Below are 26,367 nucleotides of genomic sequence, written 5' to 3'. Positions count from 1 at the left end.
AAGCGACATCCGAGCGACCCTCCGTTCACCCGGCTGAGTGAAGCGGTCACCCCCGGGACGCAGCAGGGCCGCTCCTCCCTTGCGGGAGGACCGGCCCTGCTGTCGGAGGTGGAACCTACTGGTTCTGGTTCTCGCCCCGGTAGAACTCGAAGACCCATCCGAAGATGCCGATCAGGATGATCGGGGCGGCCCAGAACATCAGCCACCAGCCGAAGATCACGCCCAGGAAGGCGAGCGCGCCACCGAGCGCCAGCGACAGCGGCTGCCAGCTGTGCGGGGCGAAGAAGCCCAGCTCGCCGGCGTCGTCCGCGACCTCGGCCTCGGGGTTGTCACCCGCGCCACTGTCCACCCGACGGGCGGTGAAGGCGAGGTAGTACCCGATGAAGGCGCACAGACCGAAGGCCAGGAACAGCGCGGTGGTACCGGCGGCCTCCAGGCCCGGGCCCGAGTGGTTGGTCCACAGGCCGTAGGTGATGGCCATCGCCAGCACGAAGACCGACAGGCCCAGGAAGATCTTTCCCTGTTCCTTCATCAGGCGTCACCCTCCTGCTTGCCCTTGCCCAGCTTCGGGGCGTCGTACTTCGCCGGGGTCACACCGGCGAGGTGCTTCGCCGGCTCGCCGTGGTTCTCCAGGTAGTCCAGCGCGGCGATCTCCGGGTGGTGGAGGTCGAAGGCCGGGGATTCGGAGCGGATCCGGGGCAGGGTGAGGAAGTTGTGCCGCGGCGGCGGGCAGGAGGTCGCCCACTCCAGGGAGCGGCCGAAGCCCCACGGGTCGTCCACGGTGACCTTCTCGCCGTACTTGGCGGTCTTCCAGACGTTGTAGAGGAACGGCAGGATCGACAGGCCGAGCACGAAGGAGCCGATGGTCGAGACGGTGTTCAGCGTGGTGAAGCCGTCCGAGGCCAGGTAGTCGGCGTAGCGGCGGGGCATGCCCTCCGCGCCGAGCCAGTGCTGCACCAGGAAGGTGGTGTGGAAGCCGAAGAACAGCGTCCAGAAGGTGATCTTGCCGAGGCGCTCGTCCAGCATCTTGCCGGTCATCTTCGGCCACCAGAAGTGGAAGCCGGCGAACATCGCGAACACGACGGTGCCGAAGACCACGTAGTGGAAGTGGGCGACGACGAAGTACGAGTCCGAGACGTGGAAGTCGATCGGCGGCGAGGCCAGCAGGACACCGGTCAGACCACCGAAGAGGAAGGTGACCAGGAAGCCGACCGTCCAGAGCATCGGGGTCTCGAAGCTCAGCGAGCCCTTCCACATGGTGCCGACCCAGTTGAAGAACTTCACACCGGTCGGGACCGCGATCAGGAAGGTCATGAAGGAGAAGAACGGCAGCAGCACCTGCCCGGTGACGTACATGTGGTGCGCCCACACCGTCACGGACAGACCGGCGATCGCGATGGTGGCCGCGATCAGGCCGGAGTAGCCGAACATCGGCTTGCGGCTGAAGACCGGGATGATCTCCGACACGATGCCGAAGAACGGCAGCGCGATGATGTACACCTCGGGGTGGCCGAAGAACCAGAACAGGTGTTGCCACAACATCGCCCCGCCGTTGGCGGGATCGAAGACATGGGCCCCGAACTTGCGGTCCGCCTCCAGGGCGAACAGCGCGGCGGCGAGCACCGGGAAGGCCAGCAGGACCAGCACCGAGGTCAGCAGGACGTTCCAGACGAAGATCGACATCCGGAACATCGTCATGCCCGGAGCGCGCATGCAGATGATCGTGGTGATGAAGTTGACCGCACCGAGGATCGTGCCGAAGCCGGAGAAGGCCAGACCCATGATCCACATGTCGCCGCCGACGCCGGGCGAGTGCACCGCGTCGGAGAGCGGGGAGTAGGCGAACCAGCCGAAGTCGGCGGCGCCGTTCGGGGTCAGGAAGCCGCAGACCGCGATGGACGAACCGAAGAGGTACAGCCAGTACGCGAACATGTTCAGACGCGGGAAGGCCACGTCCGGGGAGCCGATCTGCAGCGGCATGATCCAGTTCGCGAAGCCCGCGAACAGCGGCGTCGCGAACATCAGCAGCATGATCGTGCCGTGCATCGTGAACGCCTGGTTGAACTGCTCGTTCGACAGGATCTGGGTCCCGGGACGAGCCAGCTCGGCACGCATGACCAGGGCGAGGATGCCGCCGATCAGGAAGAAGGCGAACGACGTGCCCAGGTACAGGGTGCCGATCGTCTTGTGGTCAGTGGTGGTGAGCCACTTGATGATGGTCGAACCCGGCTTCCGGGTCCGCTGCGCCCCGACCGTGACGGCCTCGGCGCCCCCGCCGGCCGCGGCGGGCTCGTTGAGGATGGTCACTTCGCTTCACTTCCCATGGTGATGACGCCGGAGGGCACCGCACCGTTCTGGCCCTTGGCACGGAGGTCGGCCAGGTGCTTGTCGTAGTCGGCGCGGTCGACGACCTTGACGTTGAACAGCATGCGCGAGTGGTCGACGCCGCAGAGCTCGGCACACTTGCCCATGTACTCACCCTTGACGGTCGGGGTGACCTCGAACTTGTTCACCACGCCCGGCACGACGTCCATCTTCATCATGAAGTTGACGGGCCAGAAGTCGTGGATGACGTCACGAGAGGTGAGCCGGAACTGCACCGTCTCGTTGACCGGCAGCCAGAGCGTCGGAACGTCCTTGGGCGTACCGACGTCGTACGCGGCGTCCTTGTTGGCCGGGTCGGGGGTCTCGGTGTTCTCGTAGTTGAACGCCCAGCTCCACTGGAAGCCCACCACGTTGACGTAGTGCTGCGGCTTGGCGGAGACGGCGGTCAGCTTCGACTCGTCGCGGGCGACGAAGTAGAAGAGGACCGAGACGATGATGATGGGGACCGCGGTGTAGAGCGCCTCGATGGGCACGTTGTACCGGGTCTGCGGAGGGATCTCCACGCCAGTGCGCTTGCGCCGGTGGAAGATCACGCTCCAGATGATCAGACCCCACATCAGTACGCCGACCACCAGCGCCGCGATCCAGGAGCCCTGCCACATCTGGAGGACCATGGGTCCTTCCTTCGTGACCGGACTCGGGAGGCCAAGCCTGGGGAGGTCGTTGGCCGAGCAGCCGGTGGCGGTCGCGATGACGAGGCCCAGTGCCAGCGCCTGAGGCAGCTTCCGCCGCATCGTGCGCCGCGGCGAGCGGTCGGAGCCGTTGGGACTCACGTAGCGCCTTCCCGAAGTCTCGCCCGCCTTCGCGTCGCACCGGGAGGAGATTGTGAGCCCCTCCGGCGACCCGTCCACGGGCACGGTTTGAATGCTTATGCGGGCCAAACCCTACTCCAGCCTTATGCGCTCCTGACGGGCAGCCCCCGGTAACGCGCCGCCCGGTCGCCCGATCAGGCCCGGCAGGGGCTGCGCCCCAGGTCATCGTAGGCATTCGAGGTCCTTACGCCCGATCGGGGGATGACCTCGAACAACGTGGGTGACGACCCGTCGGGACCGGACGAAGCGGACATTCGGGGTGATCGACTGACGGCTGGTGAGCAATTCCGGGCGAGCGGAAAGCTTCTGGGTGTGTCGTTAAATGTGACCGTGTACTTCGACGTGGCTTCGACGGCCCCTCTGCACCCCGTCGCGCGGCAGGCCCTGACCGCCGCCCTGGACGAGGGCTGGGCCGATCCGGCCCGGCTGTACCGCTCCGGCCGACAGGCCCGGATGCTGCTGGACGCCGCCCGCGAGACGGTCGCCGACGTCCTGGGCGCGCGCGCCGACGAGATCGCCTTCACCGCGAGCGGCACCCAGGCCGTCCAACTCGGCCTGCTGGGCGGCCTGGCCGGGAACCGGCGGCGGGGCGGGCACCTGGTGCACTCCGCGGTGGAGCACTCCAGCGTGCTGCACGTCGCCGAGCGCCGGGAGGCGGACGGCGCCGAGGTCTCGGTCGCCCCGGTGGACGGCACCGGACGGGTGGACCCGGAGGCCTTCGGCGCCCTGCTGCGGCCGGACACCGCGCTGGCCGCCCTGCAGAGCGCCAACCACGAGGTGGGAACGGTCCAACCGGTCGGCGAGGTCGCCGCACTGTGCGCCGCGGCCGGCGTACCGCTGCTGGTCGACGCCGCGCAGAGCGCCGGGCGGACGGACGTCCCGGCGGGCTGGTCGCTGCTGACCGCCAGCGCCCACAAGTGGGGCGGGCCGGCCGGGGTCGGGATCCTCGCGGTGCGCAAGGGCGTCCGCTACGTCTCACCGCTGCCGGCCGACGAACGCGAGGGCGGGCGGGTGCCGGGCTACGTCAACGTCCCGGCGATCGTGGCCGCGGCCGCCTCGCTGCGCGCCGTACGGGCCGAGGCGGAACGGGAGAACGCCCGGCTGCACGCGCTGGTGGAGCGGATCCGCACCCGGGTGCCGCAACTGGTGCCCGAGGTCGAGGTGGTCGGCGACCCGGTGCGGCGGCTGCCGCACATCGTCACCTTCTCCTGCCTGTACGTGGACGGCGAGGTGCTGCTGACCGAGCTGGACCGGGCGGGCTTCGCGGTCTCCTCCGGCTCCTCCTGCACCTCCTCCACCCTGACGCCGAGCCATGTGCTGGCCGCGATGGGGGTGCTCACCGAGGGCAACGTCCGGGTCTCGCTGCCGTACGGGACGGCCGAGGCGGACGTGGAGCGCTTCCTCGCCGTGCTGCCGGAGCTGGTCGCCGGGGTGAGGGCGCCGCTCGGGCTGGACCTGCCCGCGCCCGCGTCGGTCAGCACCCCGGAGGCCCCTTCGGAGGTGAGCGGGCAGGTCACCCCGCGAGCCGAAGGGCGCGCCGGTGCCGAAAGCGATGAGCGACAAGCGACCGACGCAGGAGGGAGTGCCGGAGCGAAGAGTGTCGGCGCCGGGTCCGAGCGCCCGGAGGTGAGCGGGCAGGTCACAGTGATCGACGCGCTTGGCAAGCGCTGCCCGCTGCCGGTGATCGAGCTGGCGAAGCGGATCGGTGAGGTGCCGGTGGGCGGGGCGGTCGCCGTCCTCGCGGATGACGAGGCGGCCCGGCTGGACATCCCGGCCTGGTGCGGGATGCGCGGGCAGGAGTACACGGGCGAGGCCCCGGCCGCCGACTACGGCGGCGACCGGGGCTCGGCCTACCTGGTGGTGCGCCGCTCCTGACCGGGCGGCTACTTGACCAGGTTCGCGCGGATCTCCGCGGCGGCCTCGGCACCGTAGGCGGCCTCGAAGCGCTTCAGGAAGGTGGCCGGGCGCAGCTCGTACTCCTGGGTGCCGACGGTCTCGATCACCAGGGTGGCGAGCATGCAGCCGAGCTGGGCGGCGCGCTCCAGCTCGAGGCCCCAGGACAGGCCGGACAGGAAGCCGGCCCGGAAGGCGTCGCCGACGCCGGTCGGGTCGACCTTGGCGTCCTCGACCGGGCAGCCGACCAGGATCGGGGCCTCGCCCTTGCGCTCGATCCGGACGCCCTTGCTGCCCAGGGTGGTGACCCGGGTGCCGACGCGGGTGAGCAGCTCCTCGGCGCCCCAGCCGGTCTTGGTCTCGATCAGCGCGGCCTCGTACTCGTTGGTGAAGAGGTAGGCGGCGCCGTCCACCAGCTCGCGGATGTCCTCGCCGTCCAGGCGGGCCAGCTGCTGGGAGGGGTCCGCGGCGAAGGCGTAGCCGCGGGTGCGGCACTCCTGGGTGTGGCGGACCATGCCCTGCGGGTCGTCGGCGCCGACCAGGACGAGGTCGAGGCCGCCGACGCGGTCGGCGATCGGCTTGAGCTCGATGTTGCGGGCCTCCGCCATGGCACCGGTGTAGAACGAGGCGATCTGGTTGTGGTCCTCGTCCGTGGTGCACATGAAGCGGGCGGTGTGCCGGGTCTCGGAGATGTGGACGGAGTTGCAGTCCACGTTGTTCCGCTCCAGCCAGCTGCGGTACTCGGCGAAGTCCGCACCGGCGGCGCCGACCAGGATCGGCCGAAGTCCGAGCACGCCCATGCCGAACGCGATGTTCGGCGCGACCCCGCCGCGGCGGATGTCCAGGGCGTCGACCAGGAACGACAGCGACACGGTGTGCAGCTGCTCGGCGACGAGCTGGTCGGCGAACCGACCGGGGAACGTCATCAGGTGGTCGGTGGCGATCGAGCCGGCGACGGCGATACGCACGGAGGTCTCCTCAGGATGGCAACAGGGCCAGCGGGGGCGGATGAACCCACCCACGGTACCGGTGCCGGGGCGGCGAGCCGGCAGGAGTCCCGCAAGCTGCCGCTTGCCCCTCCCGGCCATGGTGGCACCCGAAGCCCTCGAACGTGTACTACCTCCGGGTAGCACTGGTGGGCGCCCGGAGCCGCGCCTAGGGTCGGCCACGGGGGCCCCGTCGGACGAGACGGGCCCGTCGTCGACCGTGGCGGTGCGGCCACGGCACTGGATCGGAGCGATGCCCGATGATGCCCAACCACTCCCCGCTGCCCGCCCTCCGGTCCGACGCGGACGGCGAGACCCTCGACGCGCTGGTCAGCTCCTCCCGTCGGCTGCGCCGGTTCTGGCCGCAGGTGACGGCCGGTCCGGAGCCGGCCACCCCCGCCTCCGTCGGTGTGCGGGTCCCGTCCGGGGCGCAGCGGCTGGTCGCCGGGATGGCCGAGTACGGCATGTGATCCGCCCGGACCGGGGCGGAACCGGATCCGACCGGGGCACGTCACATCCGCGCGGAGCAGCCGAGCAGGCGGCGCCGCTGAGCCCTCGGGAGGATGTGCAGATGGATCTGGAGACGATGCCCAGGCGTGGTCGGCGGACGGTGGCCCTGGCGGTGGCCGCGCTGGCGGCGGTGGTGACCCTGGCCGGCTGCAACGGCGACGGCAAGAGCTCCGGGGACTCCGCGGCGAGCAGTGCGACGGCCGCCGCGAGCGCCTCGCCCTCGGCGAGCGGCTCCCCGCAGGCCCCGACGGACTCCGGCTCGCCGTCGGCGGGGGCCACCGCGGCCGGCCCGTCGACCGGCTGGTCCCCGACCCCGGCCGAGCCCGCCCCGGGGCGGCCGTCGGGAGCGGCCACTCCCCCGACCAACGGGATCGCCCCCGGCGAGCCCGACCCGGCCGGCACCGGCAAGCCCAACCCCGGGGGGCGCCCGCCGATCGGCTACCGGGTGGACGGCAACAAGCTGACCGTCTACTTCTTCGGCGGGGTCTGCACCAAGTACGCGCTGAAGGCGGACGAGTCCCAGCAGGGCCAGGTCGGCGTCCAGGTCGTGCCGGGCCCGCCGGCCGTCCAGCCGGGGCAGGTCTGCACCGCACTGGCCAAGCGGCAGTCCGTCTCCGCCGACCTGCGCTCGCCGCTGGCCGGGCGGACGGTGGTCGACCGGTCGAGCAACCAGGACGTCCCGCTGGAGGGCGACTCGCACATGGGCCCCGACCCGGTGACCCCGGACGGCCCGGCGCGGTAGCAGGCCGGCCGCGGCGCTGGAACGCGAAGAGGCGGCCCCGGGAAGGATCCCGGGGCCGCCTCGGCGTTCGAGGCCCGCTTCAGACTTAGCTGAAGGAGTCGCCGCAGGCGCAGGAGCCGGTGGCGTTCGGGTTGTCGATGGTGAAGCCCTGCTTCTCGATGGTGTCGACGAAGTCGACGGTGGCGCCACCCAGGTACGGGGCGCTCATGCGGTCGGTGACGACCTTGACGCCGTCGAAGTCCTTGAGCACGTCGCCGTCGAGCGAGCGCTCGTCGAAGAACAGCTGGTAACGCAGGCCGGAGCAGCCACCGGGCTGGACGGCGACGCGCAGCGCGAGGTCCTCGCGGCCTTCCTGCTCCAGCAGGGCCTTGACCTTTGCCGCGGCGGCATCGGTGAGGAGGATGCCACTCTCGACAGTGGTCTCGTCCTGGACGGTCATCTGCTTTCTCCCGGTCTTGACGACGGTCTACCGCCAGTGCCAACCAATGACCACCCGGTTTCATTTCCCGGACGGCGACGGATTTCTGCGGCTTGTTCGACGGCTGGTTTTCCCTGGACCGGATGTGTCACCCGGGCCCGTACGCTCCCCATGCTCGCACAACCGGGGAGGACGGGGCACCGCCCGCGTCATGGATCCGGGTGAACGGACCCCACGGCCGCCGCTCGGACGCCAGGATGGGCGGCATGATCCTTCGCCAGGTCAGGGACACCGCAGCGGACGCGGAGGTCGTCCGGGAGCTGTCCTTCGCCGCGTTCGCCGCCCCGTCCGACGACCCCGCGCAGGCGCCCGCACCGACGCCACTGCAGCTGGCCCGGACCAGACACCTGGCGCGCACCGACGCCGGGGGCTGCTGGCTGGCGGAGAGCGGCGGGCAGGCGGTCGGGGTGGTGCTGTCGATGCGCCGGGAGGGGCTGTGGATGCCCTCGCTGTTCGCCGTCCGGCCGTCCGCGCAGAACCAGGGGGTCGGGCGGCTGCTGTTCGAACGGGCCCTGGCGCACGCCCGGGGCTGCCTGCGCGGGATGGTCTGCGCCGGCGGTTCCCCGGCGGCGGCCCGCCGCTACCGGCTGGCCGGGTTCACCCTGCACCCGGCGATGCGGCTGACCGGCCGGGTGGACCGGGAGGGGCTGATCGACCCGGGCGACATACCGGTGCACCGCGGCAACCCCACCCACCTGCACCTGCTGGACTCGGTGGACCGCCGGCTGCGCGGGTCGGCACACGGCCCGGATCACGAGCTGATGCTCGGGCACTTCGAGGAGCTGCTGGTCGCCGACGCGCTGGCCGGCAGCGGCTACTGCTACCGGGACGGCGGGGTGGTGCGGCTGCTGGCGGCCACCAGCAAGCGGATCGCCGCCCGGCTGCTGCGCGAGGCGCTGGCCCGGGTGCCGGACGGCGTCGAGGCGCGGGTGGAGTACCTGACCGCCGAGCAGGAGTGGGCGCTGGACGTCGGGCTGGAGGTCGGGCTGACGCCGGAGACCGCCGGCTTCGTCGGGGTGCGCGGGATGCGGCCGCCGACGCCGTACCTGCCGAGCGGGGCGTTCCTCTAGACCTGGACGCGCGTACGGCCCCACCGGGCGGGCCGGCGGGGCCGTACGGACGGACTGCGGGCCTGGATCAGGCCATGGTGTCCAGGATCTCCCTGACCATCTCCATGGTCGTGCCCGGGTGCAGGAAGGCGAAGCGGGCGACCGTCTCGCCGTCCCAGCCGGTCGGGGTGACGAAGCCGATCTGGTCCGCGAGCAGCTGCTGCGACCAGCGGTAGTAGTCGTCGTTGGTCCAGCCGGTGCGCTTGAAGCAGACGGCGGAGAGCTGCGGGTCGAACAGCAGCTCCAGGTGGTCGGTGTCGCGGATCAGCTGGGCGGTGTCCCGGGCCAGCTGGAGGCCGGTCTCGATGGCGTCGGTGTAGGCCTGGACGCCGTGGACGGCCAGCGAGAACCAGAGCGGCAGGCCGCGGGCGCGCCGGGTCAGGTGGTAGGCGTAGTCGGTGGGGTTCCACTCGTCGCCCTCGGTGTGCAGGACGTCCAGGTAGGAGGCGTCCTGGGTGTGCACGGCGCGGGCGAGCTGCGGGTTGCGGTAGATCAGCGCGGCGCAGTCGAAGGGGGCGAACAGCCACTTGTGCGGGTCGACCACGAAGGAGTCGGCGTGCTCGATGCCGTTGTAGCGCTCGCGCACCGAGGGGGCGAACAGGCCCGCGCCCCCGTAGGCGCCGTCCACGTGGAACCACAGGTCGCGCTCGCGGGCGACCTCGGCCAGGCCGGCCAGGTCGTCGACGATGCCCTCGTTGGTGGTGCCGGCGGTGCCGACGACGGCGATCACCGTCCCGGGGTCGGGATCGGCGGCCAGGGCGGCGCGCAGCGCCTCGCCGGTGAACCGGCGGTTCACGGTCGGGACCTTGAAGGCCTCGACGCCGATGATGTTGAAGGTGTTCTTGACCGAGGAGTGCACCTGGTCGGCGACGGCTATCCGCAGCCGGGCCTCCGGGCCGACGCCGAGCTTGCGGCGCGCGGTGTCGCGGGCGACCACCAGGGCGGACAGGTTGCCCGCCGAGCCGCCGGAGACGAAGCAGCCGCCGGCCGAGGCGGGCAGTCCGGCCCGGTCGGCGATCAGCCGCAGCACCTGGTTCTCGGCGGCGATGGCGCCGGCCGCCTCCAGCCAGGAGATGCCCTGCAGTGAGGCGCAGGAGACGACCATGTCGAACAGCAGCGCGGCCTTGGTCGGGGCGCACGGGATGAAGGACAGGTAGCGGGGGCTGTCGGCGGAGATGACCGCGCGGGACAGCTCGTGGTCGTACAGCTTGAGCACGTCGGCCGCTTCGTTGCCGTCCTGGTTGAGCAGGCCGGCCAGCTGGACGCGCAGGTGCTCGCCGTCACCGGGGTGGTCGAGCGGGACGGGGTCGTACTGCAGCCGCTCCCGCATGTAGTCGAAAACCAGGTCGACCAGTTCGTTGTCGGGCCGGTGCATGCGGTCGGGTGCTGCGGACACGGCTGTCCCTCTCGGCTGTGGGTGTCGGGGGGATCCGGTCGGCAGGACGCCTCACCGCGCTGACCGGACGTGATCAGCGTAGGCAGCGCGGGTGCTTCGCCGCGCGTCGGAACGCGGCTGGTCAGGCAGGTTTCGGGCGTCTTCGGACGGGTCCGCGCAGGATTCCTGCGTGCCCGCCGCGGGCTCAGCCGATCAGCTGGGAAAGCACCACCGAGGAGCGGCTGCGCTGGACGCCGGGCTCGCGCCGGATGCGCTCGATGACGGCCTCCAGGTGGCGCATGTCGGCGGCCCGCAGGTGCACCAGGGCGTCCGGGTCCCCGGTGACCGTCCAGGCGGCGACCACCTCGGGGAACTGGCGCAGGCTGGCCAGGATCTCCTCGGGGGCGGTGCGTTCGCGGCAGTAGACCTCGACGAAGGCCTCGGTCTGCCAGCCGAGCACGGCCGGGTCGAGCACCACGGTGAAGCCCCGCACCACGCCGCGCGCCCGGAGCCGGTCGATCCGGCGGCGCACGGCGGTGGCGGAGAGGTTCACCTGGAGACCGATCTCGGCGTAGGAGGCGCGGCCGTCGCTGCCGAGGCGGGCGAGGAGCTGTCGGTCGGTCTCGTCCAGGTCCGCCCCGATCACCTCGGGTGCTCGGCTGCTGGTCATCGGTGCGGGGCTCCACGGGTCGTGCGGTGGGGGTGAGGGGGCGTTCCGGGCGGTGGGCGGTGCTGTCGCGGTCGCTGCCGCCGTTGCCGGTTGCTGTGGCCGGTTGCTGTGGCCGGTTGCTGTGGCCGGTTGCCGTTGCCGTTGCCGAAACGGTTCGCCACCCATTCTGGCGGATGACCTGAACGAGTCCACCGCCGACGGATGACCGGCGGGCGGCCATCAGTCCACGAGCAGCACGATCTTCCCCCGGGTGCGGCCCTCGGCGCTGAGGGCCTGGGCGGAGGCCGCCTGGGCCAGCGGGAAGGTCGAGGCGACGGTGACGGTGAGCCGGCCGTCGTCGGCGAGCGCGGCGAGCTCCGCGAGGTCCGCCGCGTCCGGACGGGCCCAGACGTAGTGGCCGCCGAGGGCCTTGACCCCGAAGTCGGTGACCGAGGCGATCCGGCCCGGGTCGGCCACCAGGCCCGCCGAGACCTGGACGGCGCCGTGGCCGACCAGGTCCAGGGCGGCGTCCACGCCCGCCGGGGCGAGTTCGCGCACCCGTTCGGTCAGACCCTCGCCGTACGTGACCGGTTCGGCGCCGAGGCCGCGCAGGTAGTCGTGGTTGCGCTCGCCCGCGGTGCCGATCACCCGGGCGCCGCGGGCCCGGGCGATCTGGACGGCCAGGTGGCCGACCCCGCCGGCCGCGGCGTGCACCAGCAGGGTCTCCCCCTCGGCGAGCCGCAGCGCGTTCAGGCTCTGCAGCGCGGTGAGCCCGGCCAGCGGCAGGCCGCCGGACTGCGCCCAGTCCAGCGCGGCGGGCCGGCGGGCCAGGGTGCGGACCGGGGCGGAGACCAGTTCGGCGTAGGTACCGTGCTCGACGGCGTCCTTGCGGACGTAGCCGTACACCTCGTCGCCGGGGGCGAACTCCGTCACCCCTCCGCCGACCGCGCGGACCACGCCCGCCACGTCCCAGCCCATGACCAGGGGGAAGTGCACGTCCAGCAGGCCGTCCAGGGCGCCGTCCCGGACCTTCCAGTCCACCGGGTTCACCCCGGCCGCCCGGACCTGCACCAGTACGGAGTCGGGCCCGACCTTGGGGTCGGGCAGGTCGGTGTACTCGACCACGTCGGGGCCGCCGTAGCGGTTGATCGCGATTGCTTTCATGGGCTCAGCCATACCCGGCGGCTTCGAAGTATCGATTCGGCCACGGCCGGACTGCCCCAAACCGGCTATCCGGCTCCGCCGTGGGCCCGATCCGACGAGCGGTTCTCGTCACATCGACAGGATGGCCATCGTCACTCTGACGCTAACCGGTTAGAATAGATAGCGTCAGATAGACGAAAAGGCCCCACCGCTCGGTCGGCCGCACAGAAGGGCACCCGCCCGTGACCACCACCATCACCGAGACCTACGGCGTCGACCCCACTCCGACGCCGCTCGCTCTGCTGCTGCTCGGCCGAGAGGCCGACCCGAACAGCGAGCGCGGCGTCGAGTGTCCCGGCGACCTCCCGCCGGCCTCCGACCCGGACCTCGTCGAGCGCGCCCGCGCGGCCAAGGCCGCCCTCGGCGACCGCGTCTTCATCCTCGGCCACCACTACCAGCGCGACGAGGTCATCGAGTTCGCCGACGTCACCGGCGACTCCTTCAAGCTCGCCCGCGACGCCGCGGCCCGCCCGGAGGCCGAGTTCATCGTCTTCTGCGGCGTGCACTTCATGGCCGAGTCGGCGGACATCCTCACCAGCGACCGCCAGCAGGTCGTCCTGCCCGACCTCGCGGCCGGCTGCTCGATGGCCGACATGGCCACCGCCGAGCAGGTCGCCGAGTGCTGGGACGTGCTGACCGACGCCGGCATAGCCGACGTGACCGTCCCGGTCTCGTACATGAACTCCTCCGCCGACATCAAGGCCTTCACCGGCAAGCACGGCGGCACCATCTGCACCTCCTCCAACGCCCAGCGCGCCCTGGAGTGGGCCTTCGAGCAGGGCCAGAAGGTGCTCTTCCTGCCCGACCAGCACCTCGGCCGCAACACCGCGGTGCGGGACATGGGCCTCTCGCTGGACGACTGCGTCCTGTACAACCCGCACAAGCCGAACGGCGGCCTGACCGCCGAGCAGCTGCGGGACGCCAAGATGATCCTCTGGCGCGGCCACTGCTCGGTGCACGGCCGGTTCAGCCTGGACTCGGTGAACGACGTCCGCGAGCGGATCCCCGGCGTGACCGTCCTGGTGCACCCCGAGTGCAAGCACGAGGTCGTCAGCGCCGCCGACATGGTCGGCTCGACCGAGTACATCATCAAGGCCCTGGACGCCGCCGAGCCCGGCTCCAAGTGGGCTATCGGCACCGAGCTGAACCTGGTCCGCCGCCTGGCCAAGGCGCACCCGGACAAGGAGATCGTCTTCCTGGACCGCGCGGTCTGCTTCTGCTCGACCATGAACCGGATCGACCTGCCGCACCTGGTCTGGGCACTGGAGTCGCTGGTCGAGGGCCGGGTGCCGAACGTGATCAGCGTCGACCCGGAGACCGAGAAGTACGCCAAGGCCGCGCTCGACCGGATGCTGGCGCTGCCGTAACCCGAAGCGCTCGCCTCCGGGGCGCCCCGGAGGCGAGCGGGCGAATCCCGCCCCGAGCGGGCGGACGGGCGAGCGGGCGAATCCCGCCCCGAGCCGAAGGGGCGCGCCGGTGCCGAAAGGGAAAGCGCGAGGGAGCGACGCAGGAGCGAGGGAGCGCCGACCGTCGGCACCGGGTCCGAGCGCCCCGGAGGCGAGCGGGCGAACAACGGCGAAGGGCGGGCCCCCTCCGATCGGAGGGGGCCCGCCCTTTCGTCTGGCAGCGGCCGCGCGGCTACTCGTACTCGGGGAACCCCGGGATCACGCCCTCGCCCTCGGACAGGAGCAGGGCCCGGACCTCGTCGAGGGTCGCCTCGGCGCTCGGCAGGATCAGCTCGGACGGCTCCAACGAGTCGTCCGGCAGCCGGCTGCCGTACTGCTTCACGGCGTCCAGCAGCTTGCCGTAGGCCTGGCGGAAGGTGTCCTCGTCGCCCGACTCCACCGCGGTGAGCAGCTCGTCGTCGAGCTGGTTGAGCAGGTTCAGGTGGTTCTCGCCCACCTCGAACTGCCCCTCACCCATGACCCTCATGATCATGCTGCGCTTCTCCTGGTTCGTGGGTGCGGTCAGCTCACTTGTTGTAGTTGATGCGCGGGGTGTCCTGCGGGTGCGACTCCTGCGGCTGCTGGGCCGGCTTGCCCTGCTCGATCGCGGCCGGACCGGCGGCGGGGCCACCGGACAGCTCGGCCTTCATCCGGGCCAGCTCCAGCTCGACGTCGGAACCGCCGGCCACCCGCTCCAGCTCGGCCTCGATGTCGTCCTTGCGGCCGAGACCGCTGGCGTCGTCGAGCGCGCCGGAGGCCAGCAGCTCGTCGATCGCACCGGCCCGGGCCTGCATCTGCGCCGTCTTGTCCTCGGCACGCTGGATCGCCAGGCCGACGTCGCCCATCTCCTCCGAGATGCCGGAGAAGGACTCGGCGATGCGGGTCTGCGCCTGCGCCGCGGTGTAGGTGGCCTTGATGGTCTCCTTCTTGGTGCGGAAGGCGTCCACCTTGGCCTGGAGCCGCTGGGAGGCGAGCGTGAGCTTCTCCTCCTCGGCCTGCAGGGCCTGGTACTGCGTCTCCAGGTCGGTGATCTGGGACTGCATGTTGGCCTTGCGGGTCAGCGCCTCGCGGGCGAGGTCCTCCCGGCCGAGGGACAGCGCCTTGCGGCCCTGGTCCTCGTACTTGGCGGACTGCTGCTGGAGCTGGGTCAGCTGGAGTTCCAGGCGCTTGCGCGAGGTCGCGACGTCCGCGACGCCACGCCGTACCTTCTGCAGCAGTTCGAGCTGCTTCTGGTAGGAGTAGTCGAGCGTCTCACGGGGATCCTCCGCCCGGTCCAAGGCTTTGTTCGCCTTGGAGCGGAAGATCAGCCCCATACGCTTCATGATTCCGTCGCTCATGGGCCTCGGGTGCCCCCTTCTCCGGCCTGCGGTTTTAAATCTCGTTACCAGACACGACGAGTGTATGTGCAGCGAGCCCGTCGCCGCAGTGCACCTGCCTGCAACAAGACTGCTACAGCGACCGGTGCCAGATCCTCATCCCCCGGGTGGATCCGCCTCTCATCCTCCCCATACTCCATCCGATTGATCCCCTACGGGAAGAGCCCGGGAGATCCGGGTCGGATCGCGGCCGGACGGATCGATATGCGTTTGGGTCCGAGGGGACCCGTGGTCGCGCCGCCGCACCCCGTACGCTGGTGGTGTGTTCCGACGCCGTTCAGATGATGCCGCCGCCTCCGCCACCGTGCTGGAGAAGCAGGACGAGACGCCCCAGGCCCGCCACCCGCAGGCCAAGAAGGGCCGCCCCACCCCCAAGCGCAACGAGGCCGAGGCCAACCGGCGCACCCGGGTCACGGTGCCCAAGGACCGCAAGGAGGCCTCCCGCCAGGCGCGCGACCGGATGCGCACCGAGCGCGAGAAGCAGCGCCAGGCGCTGATCGACGGCGACGAGCGCCACCTGCCCACCCGTGACAAGGGCCCGGTGCGCAAGTTCGCCCGCGACTACGTGGACTCCCGCTGGTCGCTGGCCGAGTTCTTCCTGCCGGCCGCCGTGGTCATCCTGGTGCTGAGCATCGTCAAGGTGCCCGCCCTGCAGCTGCTGTCCACGCTGCTGTTCCTGCTGTTCTTCGTGCTCGTCGTCCTGGACTTCGTCCGCCTCGGCTTCGGCCTGCGCAAGCAGCTCGCCGAGCGCTTCGCCGGGCAGAACACCCGCGGCACCGTCGCCTACGGCATCATGCGCACCCTGCAGATGCGCCGGCTGCGCCTGCCCAAGCCGCAGGTGCGGCGCGGGGAGAAGCCCTGACCGCCGAACCGGTGGACTCCGGCTGGGCCCCGCCGTCCTGGGAGGGGCCCGGCCTCTACGCCCTGCCCGGACAGGGGGGCGCCCTGCCCGGGCAGGGCGACGGCGGCCATGACCGGCTCGGCCTGGAGCGCCGGCTGCCCTCGCGCAGCGGTTCCTTCGCCGGCGGCACCGCCGCCTGGCTGGACCGGCTCGGCGGACTGCGCAACTTCGTCCGGCAGGAGCTGGTCTCCCGGCAGCTCGCCGAGCAGCTGACCGGCCGGAGCGCCCAGCGCGTCCTGGACATCGGCTGCGGCCAGGGCACCCAGGCCCTGCGGCTGGCCCGGGCCGGCCACTACGTCACCGGGATCGACTCGGATCCGGTCGCCCTCGGCGTCGCCCAGGGGGCGCTCGCCGAGGAGCCGCCCGAGGTGCGCGGCCGACTGCAGCTGCTCAGCGGCGACGGCCACCAGTGCGGGCGCTGGTTCGGCCCGCGCAGCTTCGACGTGGTGCTCTGCCACGGCGTCCTGATGTACCTGCCCGACCCGGACCCGATGATCGCCTCGCTGGCCCGGCTGCTGGCGCCCGGCGGGCTGCTCTCACTGCTGGTCCGCAACCGCGACGCGCTCGCGCTGCGGCCCGCCGCCGCCGGGGACTGGCGGGCCGCCCTGCACGCCTTCGAGAGCGACCGGTACTACAACCGGCTCGGGCTGGCCGCCCGCGCCGACCGGCTCGCCGACCTGACCGTCACCCTCTCCGAGGTGTCCGTGCCGCTGCGGCACTGGTACGGCGTCCGGGTCTTCACCGACAACGCGCCCGACGACGCGGCCCCGCCGGTGGACGGGCGGCAGCTGGCGCAGTTGCTCGAGGCCGAGGACCGGGCCGCCCGCACCGACCCGTACCGGCAGGTCGCGGCGCTGCTGCACGTGATCGGGGCGAAGTAGGGGCTCAGCCCTCGTGCAGGCTCATCCCGTAGACCTTGGCGCCGTCCTCCAGCAGGACCGCGGTGTCCACGCCCTCCTCGGCGAGCTGCTTCCAGCTCTCCCCGATCCAGGTCTCGGCGTCGCCCTGACCGGCGAACTCCTCCTGGCCGAGGCTCGACGTCACCGCGCTGCCGTCCGCCTTCTCGTACCGCCACGTCCAGACCATGCCCGGCTCCTCCCACTGACGCTGCCTGCTGTGCTGCCTGCTGTGTGCTGCGCACCATAGCCTGCCCGGCCCGATCTTCCGTATGCCTGTCGGGCAGGATGGGCGGCATGGCGACCCACCCCCCGCTCCCCCGCACGCTGCTGCTCGGCGGCGCGCGCTCCGGCAAGTCCACCCGTGCCGAGCAGCTGCTCGCCGGCCACCCGGACGTCCTGTACGTGGCCACCGGCGGCACCCGGGACGGCGACGCCGAGTGGGCCCAGCGGGTCGCCCTGCACCGGGACCGCCGGCCGGCGAGCTGGCGCACCGCCGAGACCTGCGAGCTGGAGGCCGTGCTGACCGACGCCGAGGACCCGGCGCCGGTGCTGATCGACTGTCTGGCGCTCTGGCTGACCGCCGTGATGGACGAGAGCGACGCCTGGGACGACGCGACCTGGGCGGACGGCGGCGAGGCCGCGGTGCAGCACCGCTGCGAAGCCCTGGCCGCGGCCTGGGCCGGCACCCCGCGCACGGTCGTGGCGGTGAGCAACGAGGTCGGCATGGGCGTCGTCCCGGCGACCGCCGCCGGGCGGCGCTTCCGCGACACCCTCGGCCGGCTCAACATGGCCGTCGCCGACGCCTCGGAGCGGGTCCTGCTGGTGGTCGCGGGACAGGTTCTGACGGTCAAGCCGAGCCCGCACACCCGCGGCGTGTAGCCTTCCGGACGATGGACACGACCGTGGATCTCGATACGTTCTCCTCGCTCGTCGAGCGCCCCGACGACAGCGCCCGGCGGGCCGCCGAGGAACGCTGGCAGGAGGCCGGGCGGCCGCGTGGCGGCCTCGGCAAGCTGGAGGAGCTGGGCAGCTGGCTGTCGTCCGTACAGGGGCGCTCCCCGGTGCGGCCGGTCTCGGCGCCCAAGGTGCTGCTGTTCGCCGCCGACCACGGTGTGGCCGCGCTCGGCGTCTCCCGGCTGCCCGCCGACGGCGGCACCGCGGCCCGGGTGCGGGCCGTGCTCGACGGCAGCGCCCCGGTGGCCCGGCTGGCCGCCCGCTACGGCGCCGAACTGCGGGTCGTCGACGTCGCGGTGGACACCGACCCCGCGAACTTCCCGGACGAGGTGGTCGCCCACCGGATCCGGCGCGGCTCCGGCCGGATCGACGTCGAGGACGCCCTCACCCCGGAGGAGGCCGTCCGGGCCTTCCGGGCCGGCATGGCCGTGGCCGACGAGGAGGCCGACGCCGGCACCGACCTGGTGCTGCTCGGCGACCTCGGGGTCGGCTCCACCACGGTGGCCGCCGTCCTGGTCGGCGCGCTGTGCGGGACGGACGCGGCCGCGGTCTGCGGGCGCGGCTCGGGCATCGACGACCGGGTGTGGATGGTCAAGTGCGCCACCATCCGGGACGCGCTGCGGCGCGCCCGGCCGGTGCTCGGCGACCAGTTGGCGCTGCTCGGCGCCACCGGCGGGGCCGACTTCGCGGCGATCACCGGCTTCCTGCTGCAGGCCGCCGTCCGACGGCTGCCGGTGGTGCTGGACGGCGTGGTCTCCTCGGCCTGCGCGCTGGTCGCCCAGCGGATCGCCTTCCGGGCGCCGGAGTGGTGGCGGGCCGGGCAGTCCAGCGGCGAGCCGGCCCAGGCGAAGGCGTACGACCGGCTCACCCTGACCCCGCTGCAGGACCAGGGCGTCACCGTGGGCGAGGGCGTCGGCGCGGTGCTCGCGCTGCCGCTGCTCCAGGCGGCGGGCGACGCGCTCGCCGAGGAGGCGCCGAGGCCGTTCGTGCCGTCGGTGCCGAAGGAGCAGCCGAAGCTGCCGTCGGCGGCGGATCTGCTCAGGAAGCTGTAGCAGGGGCGGGTGTCCGGACGCTCCGTCAGCTGACGGTCGGCGATCGGGCTTCGGGCCAGTAGTGGCCTTCCGCCTCGCGCAGTTCCCCGCGTCCCTTTTCGGGGCGCGGGGATTCTGTTTGTCGGGGGCGCAAGGGTTCGGTCGGGGCAGGGCGAGTGCGGTGGAGGAGTGCGTGGTGGCCGGCGGCGGTGAGCGGGCGACGTGGGGCGAGGGGCTGCGGTTCGCGTTCGGGACGCTGTCCGTGCTGCGGGTGCGGGTGGAGCGGTGGGACCGGGAAGCGGCGGGCCGGGCGATGACGGCGGCTCCGGTGGTCGGGGTGGTGCTGGGCGGGATCGCCGCCGCGGTGGGCGCGCTGGTGGCCTGGCGGGCGGGCGGGCTGCTGGGGGCGGTGGCGGCGGTGGGGGTGCTCGCCGCACTGACCCGGGGGCTGCACCTGGACGGCCTGGCTGACGTCGCCGACGGGCTGGGCAGCGGCAAGCCGGCCGAGGACGCGCTGCGGATCATGAAGCAGTCCGACATCGGCCCGTTCGGCGTACTGACCCTGCTGCTGGTCCTGCTGGCCCAGGTCGCCGCGCTGGCCGGGCAGTTCGGGCAGTCGACGCCGCGCGGCGCGCTCGCCGTACTCGCCTCGGCGGTGGCCGCGCGGTGCGCGCTCGCCTGGGGCTGTCTGCGGTCGGTGCCGGCCGCCCGGCCGGGCGGGCTGGGGGCGATGGTGGCGGGCACCGTCGCACCCGCCGGGGCCGTCGCCGGGACGCTCGTCGCCGTCCTGCTCCTGGCCGCTGCCGGATCGTTCGACGGATGGTCAGCAGCCCGTCTCCCGCTGGCCGTTGTGCTCGGGGTGGCCGGTGCCCGGCTGCTGCTGGGGCGCTGTGTCCGCCGGTTCGGCGGAATCACCGGGGACGTGCTCGGCGCGATGGCCGAGACCGCCGCGACCGGGACGCTGTTCGCCCTGGCGTTGCTCGGCTGACACCGGGCGGCGCGTGATCCCACCATGCGGACTACCATGCGTGGAGCACCGCAGCCCTGCACCGTGGCAGGTCCTGCCCGCCCGGCGCGCACCGAGGAGCCGGGGCCTCTGGCGTGCGCGGCCGCTCCGACGGACGCGCGCACCAGGGGGCCCGGAATCCAGGGGCCGCCGGCGGACGGCCCTGCACGTCGGGCTGCGCCGGTTCGGCAGTCACGCCGCGACCGGCCGTGGACCGCGAAAGAACAGGACGCATTACGTGACTGCATTGTCTGTGAGCACCTCCTCCGCCGCCTCGCTGCGTGCGGACGCCCTGGTGGTCGGTCTCGCGAAGGGCCCCAAGGGGATCGTGCTGACCCCTGGTGCCGAGGCCGTGAACGAGGCGTTCGAGGGCAAGCTGGCCGAGATCCTCGGCACCCTGGGCGCGACCGGCGCCGAGGGCGAGGCCGTCAAGGTGGCCTCCCCCGCCGGCCTGAAGGCCGCGCTCGTGCTCGCGGTCGGCCTCGGCGAGGCGGCCGAGGGCGGTTACGGCCTGGAGGCGCTGCGCCGCGCCGCCGGTGTCGCCGCCCGCACCCTGGCCGGTACCAAGAAGGCCGCGCTGGCCCTGCCGGCCGAGTCCGCGGAGGAGGTCGAGGCGGTCGCGCTGGGCGGCCTGCTCGGCTCGTACGCCTTCGGCGCCTACAAGGGCAACGGCAACGGCAAGGAGCCGGTCGGCGAGCTGGTCGTGCTGACCGCCCGCAAGGGCAGCAAGGACGCCAAGGCCGCCGTGGAGCGGGCCACCGCGATCGGCGAGGAGATGAACCGCGCCCGCGACCTGGTCAACACCGCGCCGAACGACCTGAACCCGAAGAGCTTCGCCGCGATCGCCCAGGCGGCCGGCAAGGAGCACGGCCTCAAGGTCGAGGTGCTGGACGAGAAGGCGCTGACCAAGGGCGGCTACGGCGGCCTGCTGGGCGTCGGCAACGGCTCGACCAACCCGCCGCGGCTGGTGAAGGTGGCCTACACCCACCCGAAGGCGAAGGCCTCGCTGGCCTTCATCGGCAAGGGCATCACCTACGACTCGGGCGGCATCTCGCTGAAGCCGGCCGGCCACAACGAGACCATGAAGTGCGACATGGCCGGCGCCGCCGCCGTGTTCGCCGCCGTGGTGGCCGCCAAGCGCCTGGGCCTGGCCGTCAACGTGACCGCCTGGCTCGCGCTGGCCGAGAACATGCCCTCCGGCACCGCCACCCGCCCGGGCGACGTGCTGCGCATGTACGGCGGCAAGACCGTCGAGGTCCTGAACACCGACGCCGAGGGCCGTCTGGTGCTGGCCGACGCGATCGTCAAGGCCGGCGAGGACAACCCGGACGTCATCGTCGACGTGGCCACCCTGACCGGCGCCATGGTGCTGGCCCTGGGCACCCGCACCTTCGGTGTGATGGCCAACAACGACGAGCTGCGCTCCAACCTGCACGCCCTCGCGGGCGAGGTCGGCGAGCAGTCCTGGCCGATGCCGCTGCCGGCCGACCTGAAGAAGGGCATGACCGACTCGACCATCGCCGACCTGGCGAACATGGGCGAGCGGATGGGCGGCGGCCTGGTGGCCGGCCTGTTCCTGCAGGAGTTCGTGGCCGAGGGCATCGACTGGGCGCACCTGGACATCGCCGGTCCGGCGTTCCACGAGAGCGCGCCGTTCGGCTACACCCCGAAGGGCGGCACCGCGAGCGCGGTGCGCACCCTGGTCCGCTTCGCGGAGCAGACCGCGGCCAACGGCAAGGCCTGATCCTCCAGGTCCCGGCCTCGACGGGGGCCCGGCGCGAGTGCGCCGGGCCCCCGTCGGCGTTTCCGCACGGGTTACCTGCGAGTAGCCCGGGACGCCCCACCGCACCCTTGTTCGCCACGGGCGAAACTTTGTTCCGCACTGCGGAAGAGGTGGCTGCGAAGCGCGCGGAAGACGCCCGTCCGGCGGCTGTCAACAAGGCCTTGAGCTGCGATGATGCCCTTCCGTCGGGGGCATTCCCGCCCCGGTGACCACTCCGTGGGACTCCCCTGGGGTGGACCCGGACATCAGCCACCGCGAACAAGTGCGAAGATGTATTTCCGGCACGACTGGGCGCCCCACAAAGGCTTCCGACCCACCGGACCGCGACCGGCCCGGCGACCCACCCCATTGCATGGAGGACGTGACGTGGCGAACGACGCCAGCACCGTTTTCGACGTAGTCATTCTCGGAGGCGGAAGCGGCGGTTACGCCGCGGCGCTCCGCGCCGCTCAGCTGGGTCTGAGCGTTGCCCTGGTCGAGAAGGGTGAGCTGGGCGGCACCTGCCTGCACCGCGGCTGCATCCCGACCAAGGCTCTGCTGCACGCCGCCGAGATCGCGGACGAGACGAAGGAGGCCGCCGAGTTCGGCGTTCTGGCCACCTTCCAGGGCATCGACATCAACGGCGTCCACAAGTACAAGGACGACGTCATCGCCGGCCTGTACAAGGGCCTGCAGGGCCTGGTGGCGTCCCGCAAGGTCACCTTCATCCAGGGCGCGGGCAAGCTCTCCTCGCAGACCTCCGTGGACGTGAACGGCCAGCGCATCGAGGGCCGCCACATCGTCCTCGCCACCGGTTCGGTGCCGCGCTCGATCCCGGGCCTGGAGATCGACGGCAACCGCGTGATCTCCTCCGACCACGCCCTCAAGCTCGACCGGATCCCGAAGTCGGTCGTCATCCTCGGCGGCGGCGTCATCGGCGTCGAGTTCGCCTCGGTCTGGAAGTCCTTCGGCGTCGAGGTCACCATCGTCGAGGCGCTGCCGCACCTCGTCCCGCTGGAGGACGAGAACTCCTCCAAGCTGCTGGAGCGCGCCTTCCGCAAGCGCGGCATCAAGTTCGAGCTGAAGGCCCGCTTCTCGGGCGTCGAGTACACCGAGTCCGGTGTCCGCGTCTCCACCGAGAACGGCAAGCAGATCGACGCCGACCTGCTGCTCGTCGCCATCGGCCGCGGCCCGGTCTCGGCCGGCCTCGGCTACGAGGAGAACGGCGTCGCGATGGACCGCGGCTACGTCCTGGTCGACGAGTACATGCGCACCAACGTGCCCACCATCTCGGCCGTCGGCGACCTCGCCCCGACCCTGCAGCTCGCCCACGTCGGCTTCGCCGAGGGCATCCTGGTCGCCGAGCGCCTGGCCGGCCTCAAGCCGATGCCGATCGACTACGACGGCGTCCCGCGCGTGACCTACTCCAACCCGGAGGTCGCCTCCGTCGGCATCTCCGAGGCCAAGGCCGTCGAGCTGTACGGCAAGGAGAAGGTCGTCACCCTGAAGTACAACCTGGCCGGCAACGGCAAGAGCAAGATCCTGAAGACCGCCGGCGAGATCAAGCTCGTCCAGGTCAAGGACGGCGCCGTGGTCGGCGTCCACATGGTCGGCGCCCGCATGGGCGAGCAGGTCGGCGAAGCCCAGCTGATCTACAACTGGGAGGCCCTGCCGGCCGAGGTCGCGCAGCTCATCCACGCGCACCCGACCCAGTCCGAGGCCCTGGGCGAGGCGCACCTGGCGCTGGCCGGCAAGCCGCTGCACGCGCACGACTGATCGCGCCCACCACCCCCCGTTTCCAGTACTTCCCGTACGCAAGACTTGATAGGAGTCGCTGAAACCATGGCGGTCTCAGTAACACTGCCCGCGCTGGGCGAGAGCGTTTCCGAGGGCACCGTCACCCGTTGGCTGAAGGCCGAGGGTGAGCGTGTCGAGGTCGACGAGCCGCTGCTCGAGGTGTCGACCGACAAGGTCGACACCGAGATCCCGGCCCCGGCTTCCGGCATCCTCTCCTCGATCAAGGTCGGCGAGGACGAGACCGTCGAGGTCGGCGCCGAGCTGGCGATCATCGACGACGGCACCGGCGCCCCGGTCGCCGCTCCGGCCCCGGTCGCCGCTCCGGCTCCGGCCGCCGAGGCCCCGGCTGCTCCGGCTGCCGCCCCGGCCGCCGCTCCGGCCGCCGACGCCACCCCGGTGCTGCTGCCCGCCCTGGGCGAGTCGGTCACCGAGGGCACCGTCACCCGCTGGCTGAAGGCCGAGGGTGAGACGGTCGAGGTCGACGAGCCGCTGCTCGAGGTCTCCACCGACAAGGTCGACACCGAGATCCCGTCGCCGGTCGCCGGCGTCGTCGTCAAGATCCTGGTCGGCGAGGACGAGACCGCCGAGGTCGGCGCCCAGCTCGCGCTGATCGGTGCCCCGGGTGCCGCCGCTGCCGCTCCGGCTCCGGCTGCCGCCCCGGCTCCCGTCGCTGCCCCGGCCCCGGCCGCCGCCCCGGCCCCGGCCGCTCCGGTTGCCCCGGCTCCGGCCCCGGCCGCCGCTGCTCCGGCTCCGGTTGCCGCCCCGGCGCCCGTTGCCGCCCCGGCCCCCGCCGCTGCTCCGGCTCCGGCTGCCGCCCCGGCTCCGGTTGCGGCTCCGGCCCCGGCCGCTCCGGTGGCCGACGCCGGTGACGCCTACGTCACCCCGCTGGTGCGCAAGCTCGCCGCCGAGCACGGCGTGGAGCTGGCCTCCGTCGCCGGCACCGGCGTCGGCGGCCGCATCCGCAAGCAGGACGTCATCGCCGCCGCGGAGGCCGCCAAGGCCGCTCCGGCCCCGGTCGCCGCCGCCCCGGCCGCTGCGCCGAAGGCCGCCGCCGTCGCGCCGTCCGCCCTGCGTGGCCAGACGGTCAAGATGACCCGCATGCGCAAGGTCATCGGCGACAACATGATGAAGGCGCTGCACGAGCAGGCCCAGCTGACCAGCGTGGTCGAGGTGGACGTCACCAAGATCATGTCGCTGCGCGCCAAGGCCAAGGAGGGCTTCCTCGCCCGCGAGGGCGTCAAGCTCTCCCCGATGCCGTTCTTCGTGAAGGCCGCCGCCCAGGCCCTGAAGGTCCACGCGGTCGTCAACGCGCGGATCAACGACGCCGAGGGCACCATCACCTACTTCGACACCGAGAACATCGGTATCGCGGTGGACTCCGAGAAGGGTCTGATGACCCCGGTCATCAAGGGTGCGGGCGACCTCAACATCGCCGGCATCTCGAAGAAGACCGCCGAGCTGGCCGCCAAGGTCCGCGACAGCAAGATCACCCCGGACGAGCTGTCCGGCGCCACCTTCACCATCAGCAACACCGGCTCGCGCGGTGCGCTGTTCGACACCGTGATCGTGCCGCCGAACCAGGCCGCCATCCTGGGCATCGGCGCCACCGTCAAGCGCCCGGTCGTCATCGAGGCCGACGGCGGCACCGCCATCGGCATCCGTGACATGACCTACCTCTCGCTCTCCTACGACCACCGCCTGGTGGACGGCGCCGACGCCGCCCGCTACCTGGTCGCGGTCAAGGAGATCCTGGAGGCCGGCGAGTTCGAGGTCGAGCTCGGCCTGTAAGGCGCACGGCCGCACCGCGGTCGTACGGAGCCCCGTGTCGTTCCCGGACGGCGCGGGGCTCCGGCGTATTCCCGGGATGCGGAATCCGCCGGGTCATGGCATGCGTGGAGACGACGGAACAGGGATGCTTGAGCCGTGATGGACGAGACCGACTTCTGGCAGATCATCGACGACACCTGGGAGGCCGCCGACGGCGATCCCGACGAACAGGCCGAGCGGCTGGTGGAGCGCCTCGTCCAGCTGACCCCCGACGACGTGATCGACTTCGCCCGGCTGTTCGAGGCCCGGTTCCAGCGCGCCTACCGCTACGACCTGTGGGGCGCCGCCCACCTGCTGCTGGACGGCGCCTCCGAGGACACCTTCGACTACTTCCGCTGCTGGCTGATCGGCCAGGGCCGGGAGATCTTCGAGGGCGGGCTGGTCGAGCCGGACGACCTGGCGGACCTCTTGCCCGAGTTCGACGAGGAGGAGGACGGCGAGGCCGAGGACCTCGGCTACGCCGCCGACGAGGCGTACGAGCAGCTGACCGGCCTGCCGCTGCCCGACGTGGGCGGGCGGCAGGCGGGGCGGCCGGCCGGGGCGACGCTGGACTTCGACGACCCGGACGTCATGGCGAAACGCTTCCCCAAGCTCTGGGAGCGCTACGGGGACTAGGGTGCGTATTTGGTCGTGATCAAGCGGCTCTGGTGAGGTCCTTGATCCAGATCATCGCGCCACGAAGGTGGAGGCCGGCGAGGTAGCTCTCCGGGGTCTTGTCATAGCGTGTGGCGATGCCTCGCCAGGCCTTCAGCTTGTTGATCAGGCGCTCGACGGTGTTCCGGTCTTTGTAGAGTTCGGCGTCGTGGCTGACGGGCCTGCCGCCCTTGCTGCCCTTCTTCCTGCGGTTGGCGGCCTGGTCGATCTTCTCTGGAATGACGGCCTTGATGTGGCGTTTGCGCAGGTGGTTGCGGTTGCCCCGGGATGAGTAGGCTTTGTCCCCGGCGACCGCGTCGGGCCGGGTGCGAGGGCGTCCGACCGGTCCGGGGACCCGGACTTTCCGCAGCACGGTGATGAACTGCGGGCTGTCGGCGGCCTGGCCCTCGGTCAGGACGAACGCCACGGGGCGGCACCTGCGCTCCCCGGCGACGTGGACCTTGCTGGTCTGCCCGCCTCTGGAGCGTCCGAGCAGGGCGGCTTTCAAACGGAGCCTGCGGCGGCGTCGGACGCGTCGCCGTTCTTCCCGTCCCGGGTCGTCCTGCCCGTCTTGTTCCTGCGGGCCGCCCCCTT

General features: G+C 72.0%; 25 protein-coding genes and 1 pseudogene. 14 read left to right on the top strand and 12 right to left on the bottom strand.

What is annotated here, in order from left to right:
• Nucleotides 1–115: 115 nt before the first annotated feature.
• The 3 genes from ACZ47G_RS28310 to ctaC are packed head-to-tail and all read right to left on the bottom strand — an operon-like array spanning nt 116 to nt 3,158.
• Nucleotides 116–532, bottom strand: coding sequence for a cytochrome c oxidase subunit 4 (locus ACZ47G_RS28310; protein ID WP_363436136.1), 417 nt, complete (start codon nt 530–532; stop codon nt 116–118).
• Nucleotides 532–2,307, bottom strand: coding sequence for an aa3-type cytochrome oxidase subunit I (ctaD, locus tag ACZ47G_RS28305; protein WP_396236281.1), 1,776 nt, complete (start codon nt 2,305–2,307; stop codon nt 532–534). Before ctaD ends, ACZ47G_RS28310 begins: the two co-directional genes overlap by 1 nt.
• Nucleotides 2,304–3,158: an aa3-type cytochrome oxidase subunit II gene (gene ctaC / locus ACZ47G_RS28300; protein WP_380463153.1), complete on the bottom strand. Its 855-nt coding sequence runs from the start codon at nt 3,156–3,158 to the stop codon at nt 2,304–2,306. Before ctaC ends, ctaD begins: the two co-directional genes overlap by 4 nt.
• A gap of 369 nt (nt 3,159–3,527) precedes the next feature.
• On the opposite strand from ctaC, the gene ACZ47G_RS28295 reads away from it, so the two are divergent.
• On the top strand, nt 3,528–5,072 hold the full coding sequence (locus ACZ47G_RS28295) for an aminotransferase class V-fold PLP-dependent enzyme (RefSeq protein ID WP_465747357.1): 1,545 nt from the start codon (nt 3,528–3,530) through the stop codon (nt 5,070–5,072).
• An 8-nt stretch (nt 5,073–5,080) separates the two neighbouring features.
• On the opposite strand, the gene ACZ47G_RS28290 is transcribed toward ACZ47G_RS28295, so the two are convergent.
• Complete coding sequence (locus ACZ47G_RS28290; protein WP_465747355.1) at nt 5,081–6,058, bottom strand: carbohydrate kinase family protein; 978 nt, start codon at nt 6,056–6,058, stop codon at nt 5,081–5,083.
• 278 nt (nt 6,059–6,336) lie between these two features.
• Between ACZ47G_RS28290 and ACZ47G_RS28285 the strand changes: the two genes are divergently transcribed.
• Together ACZ47G_RS28285 and ACZ47G_RS28280 are read left to right on the top strand one after the other, a co-directional pair.
• Nucleotides 6,337–6,546 (top strand): hypothetical protein, encoded by a 210-nt coding sequence (locus ACZ47G_RS28285; RefSeq protein WP_380463145.1) that lies wholly within the window; start codon nt 6,337–6,339, stop codon nt 6,544–6,546.
• Nucleotides 6,547–6,647: 101 nt separating this feature from the next.
• The gene (locus tag ACZ47G_RS28280) at nt 6,648–7,328 is read left to right on the top strand and encodes a hypothetical protein (protein WP_465747353.1); all 681 of its coding nucleotides are present in this window, start codon (nt 6,648–6,650) and stop codon (nt 7,326–7,328) included.
• An 85-nt stretch (nt 7,329–7,413) separates the two neighbouring features.
• Here the strand turns inward: ACZ47G_RS28280 and erpA are convergent, their stop codons facing one another.
• The gene (gene erpA, locus ACZ47G_RS28275) at nt 7,414–7,767 is read right to left on the bottom strand and encodes an iron-sulfur cluster insertion protein ErpA (RefSeq protein WP_189915188.1); all 354 of its coding nucleotides are present in this window, start codon (nt 7,765–7,767) and stop codon (nt 7,414–7,416) included.
• A 122-nt stretch (nt 7,768–7,889) separates the two neighbouring features.
• Here erpA and ACZ47G_RS28270 point away from each other — a divergent pair, with 122 nt between their 5' ends.
• Nucleotides 7,890–8,876: a GNAT family N-acetyltransferase gene (locus ACZ47G_RS28270; RefSeq protein ID WP_465747351.1), complete on the top strand. Its 987-nt coding sequence runs from the start codon at nt 7,890–7,892 to the stop codon at nt 8,874–8,876.
• Between the two features lie 67 nt (nt 8,877–8,943).
• On the opposite strand, the gene ACZ47G_RS28265 is transcribed toward ACZ47G_RS28270, so the two are convergent.
• The 3 genes from ACZ47G_RS28265 to ACZ47G_RS28255 all read right to left on the bottom strand — a co-directional run bounded on the left by ACZ47G_RS28265 (nt 8,944) and on the right by ACZ47G_RS28255 (nt 12,103).
• Entirely contained in the window at nt 8,944–10,311 is a 1,368-nt protein-coding gene (locus tag ACZ47G_RS28265) for a pyridoxal phosphate-dependent decarboxylase family protein (protein ID WP_465747349.1), read from the bottom strand.
• Between the two features lie 184 nt (nt 10,312–10,495).
• The gene (locus ACZ47G_RS28260; RefSeq protein ID WP_465747347.1) at nt 10,496–10,960 is read right to left on the bottom strand and encodes an Lrp/AsnC family transcriptional regulator; all 465 of its coding nucleotides are present in this window, start codon (nt 10,958–10,960) and stop codon (nt 10,496–10,498) included.
• A 219-nt stretch (nt 10,961–11,179) separates the two neighbouring features.
• Nucleotides 11,180–12,103 carry an NADP-dependent oxidoreductase gene (locus tag ACZ47G_RS28255; RefSeq protein WP_465747345.1) on the bottom strand — a complete coding sequence of 308 codons (924 nt, stop codon included), beginning with the start codon at nt 12,101–12,103 and terminating at the stop codon, nt 11,180–11,182.
• A 221-nt stretch (nt 12,104–12,324) separates the two neighbouring features.
• On the opposite strand from ACZ47G_RS28255, the gene nadA reads away from it, so the two are divergent.
• Nucleotides 12,325–13,509 (top strand): quinolinate synthase NadA, encoded by a 1,185-nt coding sequence (gene nadA, locus ACZ47G_RS28250; RefSeq protein WP_380463130.1) that lies wholly within the window; start codon nt 12,325–12,327, stop codon nt 13,507–13,509.
• 271 nt (nt 13,510–13,780) lie between these two features.
• Here the strand turns inward: nadA and pspAA are convergent, their stop codons facing one another.
• A complete protein-coding gene (gene pspAA, locus ACZ47G_RS28245) occupies nt 13,781–14,080 on the bottom strand; it encodes a PspA-associated protein PspAA (protein WP_465747342.1) in 300 nt (99 codons plus the stop codon).
• Nucleotides 14,081–14,114: 34 nt separating this feature from the next.
• The gene (locus tag ACZ47G_RS28240; protein WP_380463785.1) at nt 14,115–14,909 is read right to left on the bottom strand and encodes a PspA/IM30 family protein; all 795 of its coding nucleotides are present in this window, start codon (nt 14,907–14,909) and stop codon (nt 14,115–14,117) included.
• A gap of 316 nt (nt 14,910–15,225) precedes the next feature.
• Between ACZ47G_RS28240 and ACZ47G_RS28235 the strand changes: the two genes are divergently transcribed.
• Nucleotides 15,226–15,825, top strand: coding sequence for a DUF3043 domain-containing protein (locus ACZ47G_RS28235; protein WP_465747340.1), 600 nt, complete (start codon nt 15,226–15,228; stop codon nt 15,823–15,825).
• A 179-nt stretch (nt 15,826–16,004) separates the two neighbouring features.
• A complete protein-coding gene (locus ACZ47G_RS28230) occupies nt 16,005–16,745 on the top strand; it encodes a class I SAM-dependent methyltransferase (RefSeq protein ID WP_380463796.1) in 741 nt (246 codons plus the stop codon).
• Nucleotides 16,746–16,749: 4 nt separating this feature from the next.
• Here ACZ47G_RS28230 and ACZ47G_RS28225 read toward each other — a convergent pair whose 3' ends face one another.
• On the bottom strand, nt 16,750–16,950 hold the full coding sequence (locus ACZ47G_RS28225; protein WP_380463789.1) for a hypothetical protein: 201 nt from the start codon (nt 16,948–16,950) through the stop codon (nt 16,750–16,752).
• Between the two features lie 98 nt (nt 16,951–17,048).
• On the opposite strand from ACZ47G_RS28225, the pseudogene cobU reads away from it, so the two are divergent.
• The 7 genes and pseudogenes from cobU to ACZ47G_RS28190 all read left to right on the top strand — a co-directional run.
• Nucleotides 17,049–17,642: pseudogene (gene cobU / locus ACZ47G_RS28220) on the top strand (bifunctional adenosylcobinamide kinase/adenosylcobinamide-phosphate guanylyltransferase); the annotation flags it as partial.
• A gap of 11 nt (nt 17,643–17,653) precedes the next feature.
• On the top strand, nt 17,654–18,769 hold the full coding sequence (locus tag ACZ47G_RS28215; protein WP_465747338.1) for a nicotinate-nucleotide--dimethylbenzimidazole phosphoribosyltransferase: 1,116 nt from the start codon (nt 17,654–17,656) through the stop codon (nt 18,767–18,769).
• Between the two features lie 175 nt (nt 18,770–18,944).
• Nucleotides 18,945–19,736, top strand: coding sequence for an adenosylcobinamide-GDP ribazoletransferase (locus tag ACZ47G_RS28210; protein ID WP_465747336.1), 792 nt, complete (start codon nt 18,945–18,947; stop codon nt 19,734–19,736).
• Between the two features lie 256 nt (nt 19,737–19,992).
• Nucleotides 19,993–21,498 (top strand): leucyl aminopeptidase, encoded by a 1,506-nt coding sequence (locus ACZ47G_RS28205; RefSeq protein WP_465747334.1) that lies wholly within the window; start codon nt 19,993–19,995, stop codon nt 21,496–21,498.
• A 405-nt stretch (nt 21,499–21,903) separates the two neighbouring features.
• Nucleotides 21,904–23,292 carry a dihydrolipoyl dehydrogenase gene (lpdA, locus tag ACZ47G_RS28200; RefSeq protein WP_350515875.1) on the top strand — a complete coding sequence of 463 codons (1,389 nt, stop codon included), beginning with the start codon at nt 21,904–21,906 and terminating at the stop codon, nt 23,290–23,292.
• A 66-nt stretch (nt 23,293–23,358) separates the two neighbouring features.
• Complete coding sequence (gene sucB / locus ACZ47G_RS28195) at nt 23,359–25,101, top strand: 2-oxoglutarate dehydrogenase, E2 component, dihydrolipoamide succinyltransferase (RefSeq protein ID WP_465747332.1); 1,743 nt, start codon at nt 23,359–23,361, stop codon at nt 25,099–25,101.
• A 138-nt stretch (nt 25,102–25,239) separates the two neighbouring features.
• On the top strand, nt 25,240–25,755 hold the full coding sequence (locus tag ACZ47G_RS28190; RefSeq protein WP_465747595.1) for a DUF4240 domain-containing protein: 516 nt from the start codon (nt 25,240–25,242) through the stop codon (nt 25,753–25,755).
• A gap of 19 nt (nt 25,756–25,774) precedes the next feature.
• Here ACZ47G_RS28190 and ACZ47G_RS28185 read toward each other — a convergent pair.
• On the bottom strand, nt 25,775–26,367 hold a 593-nt coding region (locus ACZ47G_RS28185), incomplete at its 5' end, for an IS5 family transposase (protein WP_465747330.1).

This window comes from Kitasatospora sp. NPDC030952 (assembly GCF_055571335.1).
The sequence above is the reverse complement of the archived record's forward strand: the minus strand, read 5'-3'. Positions and strand labels throughout refer to the sequence as shown.